The sequence below is a fragment of the Pseudomonas hunanensis genome, assembly GCF_013393325.1.
In the GTDB taxonomy this organism is placed as follows: domain Bacteria; phylum Pseudomonadota; class Gammaproteobacteria; order Pseudomonadales; family Pseudomonadaceae; genus Aquipseudomonas; species Aquipseudomonas putida_P.
In genome coordinates this window covers 73479-90449 of sequence record NZ_QJRC01000100.1, presented here as the reverse complement: position 1 = coordinate 90449, position 16971 = coordinate 73479, and the positions used below count along the sequence as shown (strand labels likewise).

At 63.1% G+C, this 16971-nt stretch carries 9 protein-coding genes; 2 read left to right on the top strand and 7 right to left on the bottom strand.

The genetic code is table 11. From position 1 onward, the window contains the following. Position 1: 1 nt before the first annotated feature. The 7 genes from DM807_RS24925 to DM807_RS24895 all read right to left on the bottom strand — a co-directional run bounded on the left by DM807_RS24925 (position 2) and on the right by DM807_RS24895 (position 14838). Positions 2-1195 carry an acetyl-CoA C-acyltransferase gene (locus DM807_RS24925; protein ID WP_179028096.1) on the bottom strand — a complete coding sequence of 398 codons (1194 nt, stop codon included), beginning with the start codon at positions 1193-1195 and terminating at the stop codon, positions 2-4. Between the two features lie 11 nt (positions 1196-1206). Next, positions 1207-1974 (bottom strand): SDR family NAD(P)-dependent oxidoreductase, encoded by a 768-nt coding sequence (locus tag DM807_RS24920; protein ID WP_179028095.1) that lies wholly within the window; start codon positions 1972-1974, stop codon positions 1207-1209. 12 nt (positions 1975-1986) lie between these two features. Next, positions 1987-3633, bottom strand: coding sequence for an acyl-CoA synthetase (locus tag DM807_RS24915; protein WP_179028094.1), 1647 nt, complete (start codon positions 3631-3633; stop codon positions 1987-1989). 124 nt (positions 3634-3757) lie between these two features. After that, complete coding sequence (locus DM807_RS24910) at positions 3758-8284, bottom strand: NEL-type E3 ubiquitin ligase domain-containing protein (RefSeq protein WP_244965088.1); 4527 nt, start codon at positions 8282-8284, stop codon at positions 3758-3760. A gap of 69 nt (positions 8285-8353) precedes the next feature. Continuing rightward, on the bottom strand, positions 8354-12838 hold the full coding sequence (locus tag DM807_RS24905; RefSeq protein ID WP_179028093.1) for an NEL-type E3 ubiquitin ligase domain-containing protein: 4485 nt from the start codon (positions 12836-12838) through the stop codon (positions 8354-8356). Positions 12839-12913: 75 nt separating this feature from the next. Beyond that, positions 12914-13936, bottom strand: coding sequence for an AraC family transcriptional regulator (locus tag DM807_RS24900; RefSeq protein ID WP_012271498.1), 1023 nt, complete (start codon positions 13934-13936; stop codon positions 12914-12916). 38 nt (positions 13937-13974) lie between these two features. Further along, a complete protein-coding gene (locus DM807_RS24895; RefSeq protein WP_060492968.1) occupies positions 13975-14838 on the bottom strand; it encodes a LysR substrate-binding domain-containing protein in 864 nt (287 codons plus the stop codon). Between the two features lie 112 nt (positions 14839-14950). On the opposite strand from DM807_RS24895, the gene DM807_RS24890 reads away from it, so the two are divergent. Both DM807_RS24890 and phnX read left to right on the top strand, forming a co-directional pair. Beyond that, on the top strand, positions 14951-16057 hold the full coding sequence (locus tag DM807_RS24890; protein ID WP_012271496.1) for a 2-aminoethylphosphonate--pyruvate transaminase: 1107 nt from the start codon (positions 14951-14953) through the stop codon (positions 16055-16057). A 34-nt stretch (positions 16058-16091) separates the two neighbouring features. Next, a complete protein-coding gene (gene phnX / locus DM807_RS24885; RefSeq protein ID WP_060492969.1) occupies positions 16092-16919 on the top strand; it encodes a phosphonoacetaldehyde hydrolase in 828 nt (275 codons plus the stop codon). Positions 16920-16971: the final 52 nt, after the last annotated feature.

Genomic DNA, 16971 nt, shown 5'->3' with positions numbered 1-16971 from the left:
CTCAGTACAGGCATTCGACAGCCATGGCCGTGGCCTCGCCACCGCCGATGCAGATGGCGGCCACACCTCGGCGCAGGTTGTTCTGGCGCAAGGCCGACAACAGGGTTACCAGGATGCGAGCGCCAGAAGCGCCAATCGGGTGCCCGAGTGCGCAGGCGCCGCCGTGGATGTTGACCTTTTCGTGGGGCAGGTCGAGGTGCTTCATGGCCGCCAGCGTGACCACCGCAAAGGCCTCGTTGATCTCGAACAAGTCGACTTCTGCCAGGTTCCAACCGGTGCGTTTCAGCAGTTTGTCGATGGCCCCGATCGGCGCGGTCGGGAACAACGCCGGGGTGTCGGCGAAGGCAGCATGGCCATGGATGACTGCCAGGGGCTTGAGGCCGCGCTTGTCAGCTTCGGAGCGGCGCATCAGCACCAGCGCGGCAGCGCCGTCGGAAATCGAACTGGAGTTGGCCGCCGTCACGGTGCCACCTTCACGGAACGCCGGCTTGAGCTGCGGGATCTTGTCCAAGCGCGCCTTGGGCGGCTGCTCGTCATCCTTGATCACGCGTTTTTCCTTGCCCTCGGTGACTTCCACCGGCACGATCTCGGCGGCAAAGCGGCCGCTGCTGATCGCGTCCTGGGCACGGGTCAGCGAGGCGATGGCGAACTGGTCCTGGGCTTCGCGGCTGAAGGCGTTGGCCTGAGCGCAGTCTTCAGCGAAGGTACCCATCAGGCGGCCTTTGTCGTAGGCGTCTTCCAGGCCGTCCATGAACATATGGTCGATGATCTTGCCGTGGCCCATGCGGTAACCACCACGGGCTTTGTCCAGCAGGTACGGGGCATTGGTCATGCTTTCCATGCCCCCCGCTACCACCACGTCTGCAGTGCCGGCCAGCAGCAAGTCATGGGCCATGATCGCGGCTTGCATGCCCGAGCCACACATCTTGTTCAGGGTGGTGCAGGTGGTGTGCTTGTCCAGCCCGGCGCCCAGCGCGGCCTGGCGCGCCGGGGCCTGGCCTTGCCCGGCCGGCAGCACGCAGCCGAACAACACTTGCTCGACACTGGCGGCGTCGATGCCGGCGCGCTCCACGGCGCCGCGAATGGCCGCGCTGCCCAGTTGCGGCGCTGTCAGGCTTTTGAGGTCGCCCTGCAGCCCACCCATGGGCGTGCGCACGGCGCTGACGATAACGATCGGGTCATTGGCGAGGGTCATGTTCGTTCTCCTTACTTGGCAGCCATGCGCAGTGCACCGTCGAGGCGGATCACCTCGCCGTTGAGCATGCTGTTCTCGATGATGTGACGGGCCAGTGCGGCATATTCCTGGGGGCGACCCAGACGCGGCGGGAACGGCACGCCGGCAGCCAGCGAAGCACGCACGTCCTCGGTCATCCCGGCCATCATCGGTGTTTCGAAGATGCCTGGGGCGATGGTCATCACACGGATACCGAAGCGCGCCAGTTCGCGGGCGGCCGGCAAGGTCAGGCTGGCGATAGCGCCCTTGGAGGCCGCGTAGGCGGCCTGGCCGATCTGCCCGTCATAGGCGGCAATGGACGCAGTGTTGATGATCACCCCGCGTTCGCTCCCCTCGTCGGCAGCCCCTTCGGCCATGGCCGCAGCAGCCAGACGCAGCAGGTTGAAGCTGCCGATCAGGTTGACGTTGATGACCTTGGCGAAGCTGCCCAGGCCATGCGGGCCCTGCTTGCCCAACACCTTCTCGGCACCGACGATGCCGGCGCAATTGACCAGCCCATGCAAGCTGCCAAAGGCGTTGACGGCTGCATCGACCGCCGCCTGGGCAGCCTGCTCGTCGCTGATGTCGGCCACCGCGAAGCGGGCGTTGTCGCCCAGCTCGCGAGCCTTGGCCTCGACGGCCTGGGCATTGAGGTCGACCAGCATGACCTTGGCGCCGGCCTCGACCAGCATCTGAGCAGTAGCGGCACCCAGCCCGGAAGCGGCGCCGCTGACGATGAAGTGTTTGTTGGCTATGTGCATGATCGGTTCCTTTCAGGCGCTGGCAGGGGTGGCCTGTTGCGCGTGTTGTTTGGCGACTTCCTGATTACGCAGGATGAAGCGTTGCAGCTTGCCGCTCGGGGTCTTGGGCAGCTCGCTGACGAATTCGATTTCTCTGGGGTAGGCATGCGCGTATAGGCGCTGGCGCACGTGCTGGCGCAAGGTTTCTTCCAGCTCGGCGTTGCCGGCGACGCCGCTGGCCAAGACCACGAAGGCCTTGATCAGCTCGGTGCGCTCCGGGTCCGGTTTGCCGATCACGGCCGCCTCGATCACCGCCGGGTGCTCGATCAACGCACTTTCCACATCGAATGGGCCGACCCGGTAGCCGGAGGTAGTGATCACATCGTCGCTACGGCCGACGAAACTGATGCTGCCATCCTGGTTCAGCTCGACGGTGTCGCCACTGAGGTAGTACTTGCCGACGAACGATTTGGTCGGCAAGCCGTGGTAACCACCGAACCAGCACAGCGGCGACTGCTCGCGATCGACCGCAAGGATGCCCGGCTGGCCGGCAGGTAGTTCGCTACCCTGCTCGTCCAGCACGACAATGCGATGACCGGGGATGGCGAAGCCGGCCGAGCCCAGATGCACCGGGTGCTGCAGGCCATGGTGGTTGCACAGCACCATGCCCAGTTCGGTCTGGCCGTAATGGTCGTGGATGGTGACCCCAAGCTCGTCGGCAAACCAGCGGATCACTTCCGGGTTAAGCGGCTCACCGGCACTGCTGACTACCCGCAGGCGGCCTTTGACGGGCGCCGAAAAAGCACTGCCGGCGGCGATCAACAGGCGGTACGCGGTGGGCGAGCCTGCCAGGTTGGTGATGCCAAGCTTGTCGATGACTCGCGCGCAGCTTTCGACGCTGAACGGGCCATCGTAGAACGTGGTGGCATGGCCCAGCGACAACGGGCCGGTGACCGCGTAGTACAGGCCATAGGCCCACCCCGGGTCGGCCAGGTTCCAGAAGTTGTCTTCGGGGCGCAGGTCGATGGCGTCGCGCATGTAGCCTTGAAACGCGACGATGGCACGCAGAGGCACTTCCAGTGGCTTGGCCGGGCCAGTCGTGCCTGAAGTGAACATGAGCAAGAACGGGTCGTTACCCGCGCGCATGACCGGTTCACAGTCGTCTGCCGCACGCTCAAGGCACTGTTGGAAATCCAGCTCGCCAACGCGAGCCTTGACCGTGATGATCGTCGGGCAGGCATGCACGTCGTCCAGCTTGGCACGGTTTTGGCTGTCGGTGACGACGACACGGGCGTGCGACTGCTCAAGGCGATGCTCGATGGCCTTGGGGCCGAACGCAGTGAACAACGGCTGATACACCGCCCCCAGGCGCCAGGTGGCGAGGATGGTGACAAGCAACTCAGGTGTACGGGGCATCAGACCCGCCACCCGGTCCCCGGCACTCACGCCTTGCGCCTTGAGTACATTGGCAAAACGGGCAGCCTGCACCTTGAGTTGCTCGAAACTGTACCGCGCAGTGTGGCCGTCCCGGTCTTCGTGGATCAGCGCCAGCTTGCCGCCACCGGCATGGCGGTCGCAGCATTCGACACAGGCATTGAGGGCTTCGAGGTTGCCATGCAGTGCCGCAGTAGCGGCCTGCGCAAGGTCGAACGCTCGAGCGGCCTCGGCGTAATCACGCATCGTCGGACTCCTGGTTTCTTGTTTTTGGAGTTGAACCATCGGTCCGACGATGTTCGCGCCGCTCAAGCACGGCGGCAATGGCCAAAGCTGTCAATCTCGATGACCGGTTTGGCCGCCTTGCAGGTCAGCCGTCGCCCCGACTCTCGCCACGCAAGTAGGACTCGGTCAGGCCTGCCTGCAATCGTTCTCTATCGCGTTGCTCCTGATCCTCCAGATCCGCGACCTGCGAACGAAGCTGCTCAGCCGAGAGCGGTGGCTGGATAGCGCGCAGGTTCGCCCTGCGCTGGAGAAAGTCGGTTCTGAGCGACTCGAACAAGTTCCGGTGCTGCTCACCAAGAAAAGTCTCCCAGAACGCTTGACTCACCAGGCTTTGAGTGCGCGCCTCGATCGTCTCGTTGGCGAGGACAGCCGCAGCCACATCGTTGATGTGTTGATCGCTCAGCGCGACAGCGTTCGGGTAACGCATCGCCGATGGCTGACCAGGCAAATCAAGACGCTCGCGCAAGCGCACACGGTATGCCAGTGACCAGGCCGAGCGCCCCACCTGCTCACCTTCGACACCCTGGCGCAGGATCGCCTGGCGGGCCTGCTGCTGCACCTGGTCAAGACGGTACAGCTGCCGACCGAACGCCATGAGCTGCGCCCGTTGCGTCAGGTCTTGTGCGTCCGCTTCAGCCTTGGCCAACAAGACCTGTACATTCATGTGGCTGAACCGATCGCTGACCATGTCCGAGCAGGAAACCGGTTGATTGGCCGCTTCAAAAACGCGCAACCGCAGCGCTGGGCTGACGTCCATCGCCTGCAGCATGGCCCACACATCACGCACAAGTACTTCCCGACCGCCCCCGGCAACTGCTGAAGCATAATCAGCGGTATGCTCCAACCACGCCAGGATACGAAAAAAACCCGCACTGTCTGGTTCGGCCAGCAGACCGTCCCATAGCACTGCGCGCGCAGCGCGGTCGTTTTCGGCAATATGCTGCAGCCACAGGCTGCGCGCATGAGGCAAGTCGACCTTGCCCATCGACTCTGGCAGATGCCCATGCTCCTCAATGGGATCCAGCGCGTACAAGCGTTGCAGTTGAACCCCCCTCAGTGGGTTGCGATCAACGATAAGCCCCCGGCGCCAGGCATAGGGCATTGCAATCACCGCTTCCGGTGGCGTCGGCAATTGGTTGTCGCGCAGATCACAGTGCACCAGCAGGCCGCACAGTTCGATGCGGCTGGGCCAGGCCCCCAGCCGGCAGTGGCGCAGGTTCAGGTGAGTCAGGGCCGAGAGATGGTTGAAGCGTAGATCGAGGTCTTCCAGACGGTTGTAGCTCAAGTCTAGATGCAACAAGCCAGGCAGAGCCTGCAGAATACCGACTGCTTGGGCATTGAGGCGGATCTGGTTATGTGCCAGGCGCAAACGCTGCAATTGCGGCAGATAAGCAATCCCGAGCGGAATGTTGCGCAGTTGGTTGAGGCTCATGTCCAACTCGGTCAGCGCGGTAAACGGGCACAAGAAACTCACTGGCACCGTATCAACCGCAGACTCCTGCAGGCGCAGGCTGGTAATACGGTGGAAATCGATGGCCGCCGGTAACTCCGGCAAACTGCTGAGCTGCACGCCACTCAGCGACAGGCGCTGGCCGGTCACCATGCCTGCATGGTCGTAAATACAGTCGCCCTGCAAGCGCCAGGCACGCAGAATAGCGTCGGCTGATCGCTGGCGAAGCCGCTGGCGCCTTTCGCTCAGCTCTGCGCTGACCCAGCGGTTGAGGTGGCGGATCAACTGATCTTGGTCGTCCTCAAGCTCTACGATGCGCTCATAGGCGGATTGCTGCCTATTCATCAGCAGTGCCTGTTCATGATCCAGCTGTGCCTCATCCAGCCCTGGATAAAGCTGGCGCAAGCGCTCACGAACACGTGCCGGCAGTGAGTGGCTGTCGCCCGTACCACGGCCACTGAGCAGATAGCCAACCCGGCCATCAGCCAAGCGTCGCCCAGGGTTGAACCACTGCACCTGGGTTGGCCATTGCAACAGTTCGACAACCTCCTGGTGCGTAGCGGGAAGTCGTGCCAGCAGTCTCTGACGTAGCTGCGTTCCCATATCGTTTTCAGCCATGCCAAGCGCCGTGCGGTGCTCAGGTGCCAAGGCCGCGGCAAGCATGTCGTACAGGTTTGCCGAATCACCAGCGCCGAACGGCAACGCACGGCCCAAGCCATCATAGAGATGGAAGCGCCCGTCTTTGCGCACCACTACCCGACGCATCCGGGGGACGCCAGCGGGGCCCACGGCCTTGAGCAAATGCCCGTCCGGTGCACTTTCACGCAATTGCAGGTCAAGGGCATTGGCAGACACACCGTTGCTGCTTTCCACTTCCTTCTGAAGCAGCGCGAAAGCCAGTTCGCCGGTTTCGTTGCAGTAGCTGCCGGGCAGGTAAAGCCCTTCGAGTGCACGGTTCAATCTGGCCAGACGCAGCAGCGCGCGGGCCTTGCTTGCTAAATTCAGCGTCACACGCCCACCTGACATTGCCAGGAACCGCTCGCCTTCGCTGAACTGCGCCGCCAGCGACTGCGCATAAGCTTCCGGCAAACCGGCAAAGTCCCGCCTTATCAACGTCAGCAGAGCGTCATCGCCAGCTGGCGAACTGCTCAGGTGGTCGAGAAGAGGCCCCCACAGGGCAGCTTGCTGGCGCAGCAGGACGTCGCTGTTGGTGCTGCCAGCACGAGCCTCACACCAGGCGAGCAATGCACTGTCTTGGGTGACAAGCGAGTAGCTGGCCAGACGAGTGAAAAACGCCTCGATACGGGCATGGGCTTCGAAGCGCCGCAAGGTCTCTCGCAAGTTGACAGGCGCCGGTCGGTTTTCCACCAGCACGCCCCGCAACTCCTCGGCATCCACACCGGCTACCCGCAGCACTTGCGCAGCCCGCTGTGCGTCAATGGAAGGATGCTGCGGCCACAGGGTATCGAGCATCATGGCCACGTCGCTCCAGCGCTGCGGCTGGTCCTGCATCAGGCGCCAACTACGCTCGCCGTTGTGCAGCACGGCCGGCCCATACGCCTTTTCGCCACTGGGGTGACACAAGCGGTAAGGGGCTTCAGGCTCGCTGCGCTGTACCTCATAGTAACGCTGGCCCCTGCGCATCCAGCGCCTGCTCTCGTCGCCGTAGAGTCCATCGTCACGTAGGGCGATGGTGCCTGGGGTCGACTCATAGGCCGTAATATCATCGGAACCCAACAGGCCACGCCGCCCGCCCACGCTCACAGGCTGCAGGCCATCGACGAAGGCGCTGCGCAGAACGCTCACACCCGCCACGGTCAACGCCGTCGCAGCCACCGTTTCAGCTACACCCAGCATATGCTCCAGGGCTTCGTGCTGGTGCCCACGGGCCCAATCCCTGACGCCCTCGAAAACCTCGCCAAGCGTCTGCACCACCAGCTGACCAAGCAATATCGCCCCTACGACAGGGATGAAAAGCCCCGCCAGGTTGAGCAGATCGAGGCCCGCGGCACGCCAGGCAGCCCGACGCGCACGGGCCGCTGCAGCATCGGCGTCCGCGGTGGGTACCAGCAACAGGCGAGCATCGTCCTTGACTCGCTGCACCTGTTGCGCAGCCAGCGCAGCGAACAGGTCCCCGAAGGCTGTAGGGCCCCTCAACGCCAGGTCGGGCTGTGGATCCGAGAGGCGCGCACTCAGCAGACCAGCGAAGCTCGCCCGCTGTCGCAAGCTGATGAGCTGGGTGAAGTAGTCACGGTAGCCCTTCTCTTGCAACGTTGCAGCCATTGCAGCGTTCATGGCCTCTGTGGAATCGAAACGGCGCAGCGCCTGCACGGGATCACTGGGCAGGTAGAGCACCACCCCTCGGTCCTGGCCAACAGGGTCTCGCAGGCGAATGAACAGCCCGTCAGCCACACGTTGGCCCAACACCTCCAGCAGGCCAGGGTAACCATGCAGGCCTGTGTCAGAATGGGGGCCACCGCCCTCCACCACCTGCAGCAAGGCATGCTGTACCTGCTCGTCGATGTCACCCTTGAGCATCGCGACTTGCGCAGCCAATGCCAGGCCCGAGCGTTTGTCCTGGGCAAGGATGCCCTCGGTGGTGGCATTGAACGTCCGCGCCAGTTCGTCCTGGTAAAGCCGGCCCACATCCAGCGCGCGGCATGCTGCAACCAATTGCTCGGGCGTGCCGGTCAGCAAGTCATCTCGCCCCGGGAGAACCAGCCCGGTGCCCAGGAAAAACGATTCGTCAGGGCCGAAATTACCCATCAGCCTCAGCAAACCATCCCGGCGGGTGGCCGAGTAGTGATAGGTCTGCTGAAGCGTACCGGGGAAGGTACCGATGCGCGGTGAAACCTGCAGCCATTCCAGCCCTGCGAGGGTCATGCCTACTGGCAGTGGCTTCACCAGCACACCCTGCAGATGCTGTTGGGCGAACACCTGCAGGGGTTGCAGGGTCTGCGTGAGCCCACGCAAACGGGCCTGGCTGGCCTGATGTGTGTTGAGGCTGGTGCGCAGGGCGATGATCTGGGCCTGGCTGGCCCGTTTCAACCAGTCAGGTAGCCTGGCGGCAATGAAATCATCAGTTGCTTTCTGATGGCTGGTTTCAAGGTTGGAGGTGCTGGAAATCATGGCAATCCCGGGAGCGAAGAATGAGGCTGGCATGCTCGCCAACCAGCTCTGGGCAAGGCACAAGGAAATGCAGCCATGCCCGTGATTCGCCCCCGGTTACATTCACGGCCGCGCCAGCAGCGCTTCGCGAGTCAAGCGCAGGGCCAATGCATTCAGCGCCACTTCACGGTCCTTGCCTATCTGGTTGGCTTGTTGCACGTACGCGGCACTGCCAAGCGTCTCCTTTCGCTCATCCAGTGCCTGCAGTTGCGTGTCGAACTGCTCCTCCAACGCCGCGAAATCTTCGGCCCGCTGCGCGCGCAGCACTGGCAACCAGAAGTCACGTTGGCTGATGAACAGCGCAAGTTCGTCGCTGGCTTCCGCCTCCTGCACAGCTTGGTAGACCCTGTCCAGGTCACTGCGGCTCACCCCGGCAATCGCGCGAAACTGCATGGTCCGTGGCTGCCCGATCAGATCGAGCCGCACCGAGAGCCCGACGCGATAGGCAAGGCTGACTTCCACCTCGTCCACGTCTTCAGCATTCGCCAGTTGCGATCGGGACTGGAAGTCCTGCCGCGCAAACGCTTCCACCCGGTCGAGCCGGAAGAGGCGCCGGGCCAACAGCAGCCGCGCATCACGTGTGGTCAACGGATCACCCCCGTCAGTGGCCTGGAGCACCTGTTGGCGCACCTCCAAATGACCGAAGCAACTGGCAACACTGTCTACGCAAGTACGCGGATCGGCCGCCAGTTCGAACAGCTCCTCGCGCATGCGTGTGTCCTGGTTGAGCGCCTCGACCATCGCCCAGACACGTCGGCTTAGATCGGAGCGCACCAGACGGTAGTCCGAGCTCCTGGTTAGCTCATCGAGCAGTTGAAAGAACGCATTGCTTCCCGGCTCACGCTGCAGTGCTTGCCATTGGCGGCGTCGATTTTCAATATCCTCCCCCTCCAGGGTAGCCAGCCAGCCAGCCTCACCCTCCCTCACCTCCACCCTGTTGCCGCTTACGCCCACGTGTGCAGGTTGAGCATACAAGCGCTCGGTGACCTGCGCCGACAACGCGTTCCCTTGCACAGCTATCACTCGACGCAGAGGTTCCGGGGCATTGAGCAGGGCCTCTGGCAGGTCGTTGAGCTGGTTGTTGCGCAGATCGGCATGCTCCAGCATCCCCAACCACTCCAACCCTGCCGGCACCCGCCGCAAGCCGCAACGAAACAGCCGCAAATCACGTAGACGGGACAACTGATTGAAATCAAGGCTGATTGCACCCAACGGATTCTCGCTCAGATCAAGCGTTCGCAAATCAGGCAGAGCAGCCAAGGCACTGGACTGGTTTGCCGCCACACGGATCCTGTTGCGCCGCAGATGCAAGTGCCGTAAGCCACGCAGCTGGGTTAGATGTTCAGGCAACGCACTCAAGGCATTGTTGCTCAGGTCCAGACGCCGCACGGCAGGGAAGCTGCGTAGAAAACCTGGCGGCAGCGCCTCCAGACGCAACCCCACCAGCAGCAGGTCGATCACATGAGCGAAGTCGGTACCGGCGGGTATGCTTGGCAGCTCCCCCACCGACCACGCGACGATACTCAGGCGCAAGCCGGCCGTCTCACCATTGCCATCGACTACCTCCTCACCCTCAAGCCGCCAGACACGCCGGAAAGCATCGGCAACCTCCTGCCGGGTGTTTCTCGCACGGGCCGAGACGGCCTCCGTCCAGGTTTGCAAATGCTCATCCAGGCGCTGATATTCCTGCTCCATGCGCAGCAGGCTCGAATAGGCCGAGCCAGCAGAGCGCATCAGCGTCCGCAGGAAGCGCTCGACCTCTTGCTCGTCGAAAGCTGGGTAAAGGCTGCGAATCCGCTGGCGCATGACCTGCCCTGACGGCACTGACGATGTGGCCCGCCCACTGAGCAGGTAACCGACCCGGCCGTCAGCAAGGCGCTGCAAGGACGACGCGAGCGGGCGTGCTTCGCGCCAGCCAAGCAGACGCAGCAACGCCTGCCGTTGCGCTGGCACCCAGCCTTGCATCGACGCCCGGATACGTGCCGGGACATCATCACCCACCCAGCCCTGACGCTGCCGATAGGCTTCAGGAAGGCAAGCGGCCAACACTTCGAAGATGCCTCGTGGCTCGGCGGCTTCCAGCCCACTGCGCAGCCCGTTTTCGTCGTATAGATCGAAGGCGCCTTCTCGCCATACCAGTACCAGGCTGCGCTGACCCCGCGTTTCGGGAAACAGCATCGCCAGCACTCGACCGTTCTCGGACTGGTCACGCTGTATCAGATTGAACGGGAGCTGCGTCAGGCCATGTCGTCGTAGCAACACAAACAGCAGTTCAACTGCATCGGCGTGGTAACTGCCCCTCAGGTGCAGCGCCTCGCGCAGTCGGACCAGACGGGCTTCCTGTAGCAGGCTACGCGCTCGCTCCATCAAGGCCAGTGGCAGCCGCGCTTCGGTGCGCATGCGTGTGCGCATCGTTTCATCGGCCTGTTGCAGCACCTCGAGCGCATAGGCATCAGGGAGTGTCGGAAAGTCTCTTTTCACCAGGCTCAGCGCCTCGTCATCGCCGAGGTACTGGGTGGAGAAGTGCTCCAGCAGCGGCCCTCGCAGGCTAACTTCACGCGCGTGGAGCGAAGCCACCTGCTCATCCAGTGGCAAGCCTGCCAATTGCAGCCTATCGACACACCACTGCCAGAGCTCAGTATCGCTTTCGTTCGGCGTCATCGCCTGGAAGAAACGTTGTGCTCGCGCATCCACCGAAAATCGTTCCAGCGTATCGCGCAAGCAGACTGGCAGACGTCGCCCCTCCACCAACAGGCCACGCAGGTGCGCCTCATCGACATCGGCAACCTTGAGAATCTGCGTAACACGCTCGCTACCCAAATCCCTTGCCGATGGCCATAGACGGCTCAGCAGCTTCGTCTCACCCTGCCATTCCAATGGGCGTTCGAAGGTCAGGCGCCAAGCACGTTCGCCATTGCCTCGCAAGGCCGGCCCATAGGTATCATGGCCGTCCCGATGCAAAAGACGCCAGTTCCCCCTGGCGTCCTGCCGCACGCGGTAATAACCCTGCTCGTCACGCCACCAGTGGCCGCTACCATCGCTGTACAACCCGTTATCCTGCTCGATCAGCGGCTCGCTGGGCTTGGCCTGGCGGTAGGGTTGCAGATCGCATCGCCACAAACGTTGCCCGCCCGCTTCGGTGGTGACCGGCTCCAACACATCGAAAAACGGGCTGCGGGCAAGGGCGACGCCTCCCGCCACCAGCCCCGTGGCGGCAAGGTCGCTGGCCAGTTGCAGCAGGTGGTCAACGGCTTCGTGCTGATGCCCTTGGCTCCAGTCCTTGACGCCCTCATAGACGTGGCCAAGCAGCTGCCGCCCCCAGTCAAGCAGCAAGAGTTCGCCTATTCCTGGCACAAAAAAACTCGCCAGTCCGAGCAGCGCAAGGCCTGCGCTTTCAAGGTCCTTCAGACGCTGGGCAGCCGCGGCGGCATCGGCCTGTGCCGTGGGTACGGCCATAAAGCGTGCGTCGCTCTTGATTCGCCGCACGTGCCAGGCAGCCATGTCACTGATTCCCGCAGCCGAACCTCGTTCCACGGCGGGATCCAGATCGGGGCTGCTATCGAGCAGACGCGTCCCGAGCAATGTCATGTACTTCACCCGGTCTTCAAGGGTGATACGGCGCTCGATGCCCTGCCGGTAACCGTCATTTGCAAAAGCCGCGACCAATGCCTGATTGGCCGCCTGCCACCCATCGAAGTAACGCAGTGGCTGCTCAACATCATCAGGCAGGTACAACAATACCCCAACAGTCTGTTCCGGCGACGGAAACGGGCTGCTGGGTTTACCCCACGAAAAGAGCAGTTCAAATGCAAGCGCGCCATCCACCCGGCACCCCAGCACCTTCAGGCCACCGACCACTACGCGCGTGCTACGGGGGTGCGTGATGGGTGTACCCGCTAGCGCTTGGCGCAGCAGGCGCAATTCATCGTCACCCAGCTGGCGCTTCATGGCCGCTATCTCGACCGCCAACGCCAGTTCGCAGCGTTTGTCCGCGACCAGATCGCGCTCGAAGTCACTGGTCAACACCTGCGCCAAATGTCGCTGGTAGGCTGCGCCTACATCCGTTTGCCGGCACAGGCTGACAAGGCCGTCAATGTCACTGCTCAGAGTCGCTTCGCCGCCAGCCCCCTGTTGGGCGGCCTGCACCAGCGCAGTGTCGGAGAAGAACGATTCAGCCTCCTTGAAGTTCTGCATCATTTTTTGCAGCGCAGGTACCCTGACGAAGTAAGAGGTGAACTCCCGCACCGTCCCTTGCACGATTTTCAAGCGCCTGCGCTCTTCTCGCCAAGTCGCCTGGTCAAGGTCGAGCGTCAACCCCATCCGGGCCTGCATGGCCTGTTCGAGCTGCTGCTTGGCGAACATGTGCAAAGGCTGGAGTTGCCGCGTCACGGCAGCCACGCGGCGCTGGCTCGCATGGTGCGCTGCCACCTTGCTGCGCAGTGTATTGAGTTGCCGTGGCGTGGCATTGCTCAGCCAAGCGGGCAGTTGCTCGGCAATGAACTCCCTATCGGCATTCTGTTCTTTGGGATTGACTTGAGTCTGCGGCATGTCGGTCTCCTTACGATGGAAAAACCGACAACCTGCCTGCACGCCAGTGTCAGCGGCAGTGGGAACCACCACCCTTCAACCCGCCGCCCCTTGGGCCTGAATCAGTGCACGGTAGTGCCCAGGGTTGCAACCGAACCACTTGCGAAATGCCTTGTAGAACGAACTGCCATCGGCAAACCCAAGGCGCTCGGCAATTTCCCCCATGGGCGCTTCGACCTGGCTTAACCAGGCGATGGCCAGCTCACGCCGGACACTGTCCTTGAGCACCTGGTAACTCTGCCCCTCCTCCGCCAGCCGACGGCGCAAGGTGGACGGGGACAGGCACAATTGTCGTGCCAGGGCATCGGCATCCGGCCAGCAGGACGGGTCCAATTGCAGCAAGTCGGCGCGGATACGCCGCCCCAGGCTGGCCGGGTCACGGTACTTGACCAGGATGTTGCCGGGCGCCTCGGCCAGAAAGCGCTGCAGGTCCTCAGAGCTGCGGCGCAGCGGCACGTCGAGGCAGTCGGCACTGATGATCATGCGAGTGCGTGGCCGCTCGAACTGTAGGTTCTCGGAAAACATCACCCGGTAATCGTCACAATACGGTGGTTCGGCACAGCGCAGCTCAATGGCCAGAATGGCAATGCGTCGCCCGGCCAGCCAGCAGGCCACTCCATGCACGATCATCCAGAATGTGAAATAGGTGAACGCACGCCGTGGCAGGTCGCGCGGCTCATTGATGACAATTTCCGCCAGGCCCTGCTGACGCACCAGGCTTGGCTGCAGGTCTTCGAGCATCAGCGAAAGAAACGCCAGCGCGGTTTCCAGGCCCTCGCCCAAAGTTGGCTGTGCCATGCTCGCCCGGCACAGGAACGCCAGGCTGCCGCTGCGCAGGCCGCGCGGGTCCATGGCGAAGAATTCGTCATTGCAACGCCGCGCCAGCAAGCGCCAGAGCCGGGCATAGGCCTCGGCACTGACGCGAGCATCCGGGGCTTGCAACTGCCCGGCATCGATACCGGCGCGCGCCAGCAACGCAGCATCCGGCTCGCCTGCCGGGCAGGTCTGCAACAGGGCCTCGCGCACCAGTTGCATGGAAATGGTGTCTTTCTCGCTCATCAGCAGTCCATCAGGTGATGTCGCCATCTTAGGCCGGCTCAGAGGCTGGCCGCCAGGCCCAGGAATGCCTGGATCAAGCGTAACTCACGGCGCCGCTCAAGGCAGCCGACCATGTGCTGGTTGACCAGGCCCTGCCCGGCCAGCGGCCGCGCCACCACTCGGGGGTCGTTGGCCACTTCCGTGGACGACACCACACCAATGCCAAGCTGCGATGCCACTGCCTCGGTAACCGCCTCACGGCTGTCCAGCTCCAGCTGCACACGTGGCTGCACACCGGCAGTGCCGCAGGCCTTGTCGAAGGTGCGCCGGGTAGTCGAACTGGGCTCGCGCAGCACCATGATCTGCTGGTGCAGCTCGGCCAGGGGTAAGTCACCTTCGCCATCGGCCCAGGCATGCCCCGCTGGCAACAGCGCGCATAGTCGCGATTCACACAGGTTCTGCAGATACAGGCCCTTACGCGGTTCGATCTCGGTCAGCACCGCCACATCGGCATGTTCGGACAACAGCGCAGCCAGCGTCTCCTGTGCGTTGCCCAGGCGCAAGTTGACGGTGATGCCAGGGTAGCGTTCGCGCAACTGCGCCAGCATGGGCATGACCCGGTGCGGACCGTCGGCGGCGACCTCCAGGCGCCCGGTCAGCAACTGGCGGTTGGCCTCGAGCATGGCTTGCGCTTCTTCAGCCAGACCGAACATGGCGCGGGTAATGGCCGCCAGGCGGGTACCCTCTTCGGTCAGTTCCACTCGCCGTGCAGTACGCCGCAGCAAGGTGATCTGGTAATGCTCCTCCAGTGCCTTCACATGCCCGGTCACCGCCGGCTGGCTGATGAACAGACGCTCGGCAGCACGGGTAAAGCTGCCCTCACGGGCCACGGCATCGAAAGCGCGCAACTGGAACAGGTTCATAATTATCGGCCTGACTTATAGCTGAGATAACAACAAACAATTTGATTGATGGCAGCGTGAATTGCAACCTAGGCCCCGTAGTTTCAGCCCACCGCTTGTGAGGAATAACGGAATGAGCAACGCCCCGATTCTGCTGACCCCAGGTCCCCTGACCACATCAATCCGCACCCGCCAAGCCATGCTGGTGGACTGGGGCTCCTGGGACCGCGACTTCAATCAACTGACCGCCAGTGTGTGCGAGCAACTGCTGGCGATCATCGACGGCAGCGCCAGCCACCACTGCGTGCCGCTGCAAGGCAGCGGCACCTTCGCCGTGGAAGCGGCCATCGGCACCCTGGTGCCACGCGATGGCAAGGTGCTGGTGCTGATCAATGGCGCCTATGGCCAGCGCCTGGCGAAGATCTGCAAAGTGCTGGGCCGTCCCTACAGCACCTTCGAAACCGCCGAAGACCAGCCGACCACCGCCGCCGACGTCGACCGCCTGCTGGCCGCCGACCCCGCCGTGACCCACGTTGCGCTGATCCACTGCGAAACCAGCACCGGCATTCTCAACCCGTTGCCCGAAATCGCTCAGGTGATCAAACGCCACGGAAAACGCCTGATCATCGATGCCATGAGTTCGTTCGGCGCGCTGCCGATCGACGCCCGCGAAATTCCCTTCGAGGCGCTGATCGCCGCTTCCGGCAAGTGCTTGGAAGGCGTCCCAGGCATGGGCTTCGTCTTCGCCGAAAAAACCGCTCTGGCCGCTGCCGAAGGCAATGCCCACTCGCTGGCCATGGACCTGCACGACCAGCACGCCTACATGGCCAAGACCGGCCAGTGGCGCTTCACCCCGCCCACCCACGTGGTCGCGGCCCTGCATGAAGCGCTGCAGCAATACAACGAGGAAGGTGGCCTGCCGGCTCGCCACCAGCGCTACGCCGACAACTGCAAGACCCTGCTCGACGGCATGGCTGCCATTGGCCTGCGCAGCTTCCTGCCGGCCGAGATCCAGGCGCCGATCATCGTCACCTTCCACGCACCGAACGATGCCCGCTATCAGTTCAAGGACTTCTATGAGCGGGTCAAGGCCAAGGGTTTCATCCTCTACCCAGGCAAGCTGACCCAAGTCGAAACCTTCCGCGTCGGCTGCATCGGTGTGGTCGGGGCGGACGGCATGCAGGCCGCCGTGAATGCCGTAGCCCAAGTGCTGCGGGAAATGGAAGTGCTGGACATCTGACCCTTTGCCCACCCGAATTCAGGAATTAGCGCACATGAACTACAGCAACCCAACCCAGCTGCAAGCCGCCATCCTCGACTGGGCCGGCACCGTGGTCGATTTCGGCTCCTTCGCTCCAACCCAGATCTTCGTCGAAGCCTTCGCCGAATTCGATGTGCAGGTGTCCATCGAAGAAGCCCGTGGCCCGATGGGCATGGGCAAATGGGACCATATCCGCACCCTGTGCGACGTGCCGGAAATTGCCGAGCGCTACCGCAAGGTGTTTGGCCGTACCCCGACCGACGATGACGTCACGGCCATCTACAACCGCTTCATGCCGCTGCAAATCGAGAAGATCGCCGTACATTCGGCACTGATCCCTGGTGCCCTTGAGACCTTGACCGGTCTGCGCCAGGACGGGCTGAAGATCGGCTCATGCTCGGGCTACCCGAAAGTGGTCATGGACAAGGTGGTGGAACTGGCAGCACAGAACGGCTACGTGGCGGACCACGTGGTGGCCACCGACGAAACTCCGAACGGCCGGCCGTGGCCGGCCCAGGCCCTGGCCAACGTGATCGCGCTGGGCATCGACGATGTAGCGGCCTGCGTGAAGGTCGACGACACCGTGCCAGGCATTCTCGAAGGCCGCCGTGCCGGCATGTGGACCGTGGCGCTGGTGTGCTCGGGCAACGCGCTGGGGCTGACCTGGGAAGGTTTCCGGGCACTGAGTGCCGAGAAACTGGAAAGCGAGCGCCAACGCATCCATGCGCTGTTCGCCGGTTCCCGCCCGCACTACCTGATCGACACCATCAATGAACTGCCCGAAGTGATTGCCGACATCAACCGGCGCCTGGCCAAAGGCGAGATGCCGCAAACCTTCTGACCCGTCCATGGGGCCGCTTCGCGGCCCTTTTCAGTCAACCATCTCGCGACTG

Bases quoted from the DNA above. Each gene is read 5' to 3' on its own strand.
- DM807_RS24915 (WP_179028094.1), bottom strand. From the start codon at position 3,633: ATGCGTGATTACGCCGAGGCCGCTCGAGCGTTCGACCTTGCGCAGGCC.
- DM807_RS24900 (WP_012271498.1), bottom strand. From the start codon at position 13,936: ATGAGCGAGAAAGACACCATTTCCATGCAACTGGTGCGCGAGGCCCTG.
- phnX (WP_060492969.1), top strand. From the start codon at position 16,092: ATGAACTACAGCAACCCAACCCAGCTGCAAGCCGCCATCCTCGACTGG.
- DM807_RS24910 (WP_244965088.1), bottom strand. From the start codon at position 8,284: ATGCCAGCCTCATTCTTCGCTCCCGGGATTGCCATGATTTCCAGCACC.
- DM807_RS24895 (WP_060492968.1), bottom strand. From the start codon at position 14,838: ATGAACCTGTTCCAGTTGCGCGCTTTCGATGCCGTGGCCCGTGAGGGC.
- DM807_RS24890 (WP_012271496.1), top strand. From the start codon at position 14,951: ATGAGCAACGCCCCGATTCTGCTGACCCCAGGTCCCCTGACCACATCA.
- DM807_RS24920 (WP_179028095.1), bottom strand. From the start codon at position 1,974: ATGCACATAGCCAACAAACACTTCATCGTCAGCGGCGCCGCTTCCGGG.
- DM807_RS24905 (WP_179028093.1), bottom strand. From the start codon at position 12,838: ATGCCGCAGACTCAAGTCAATCCCAAAGAACAGAATGCCGATAGGGAG.
- DM807_RS24925 (WP_179028096.1), bottom strand. From the start codon at position 1,195: ATGACCCTCGCCAATGACCCGATCGTTATCGTCAGCGCCGTGCGCACG.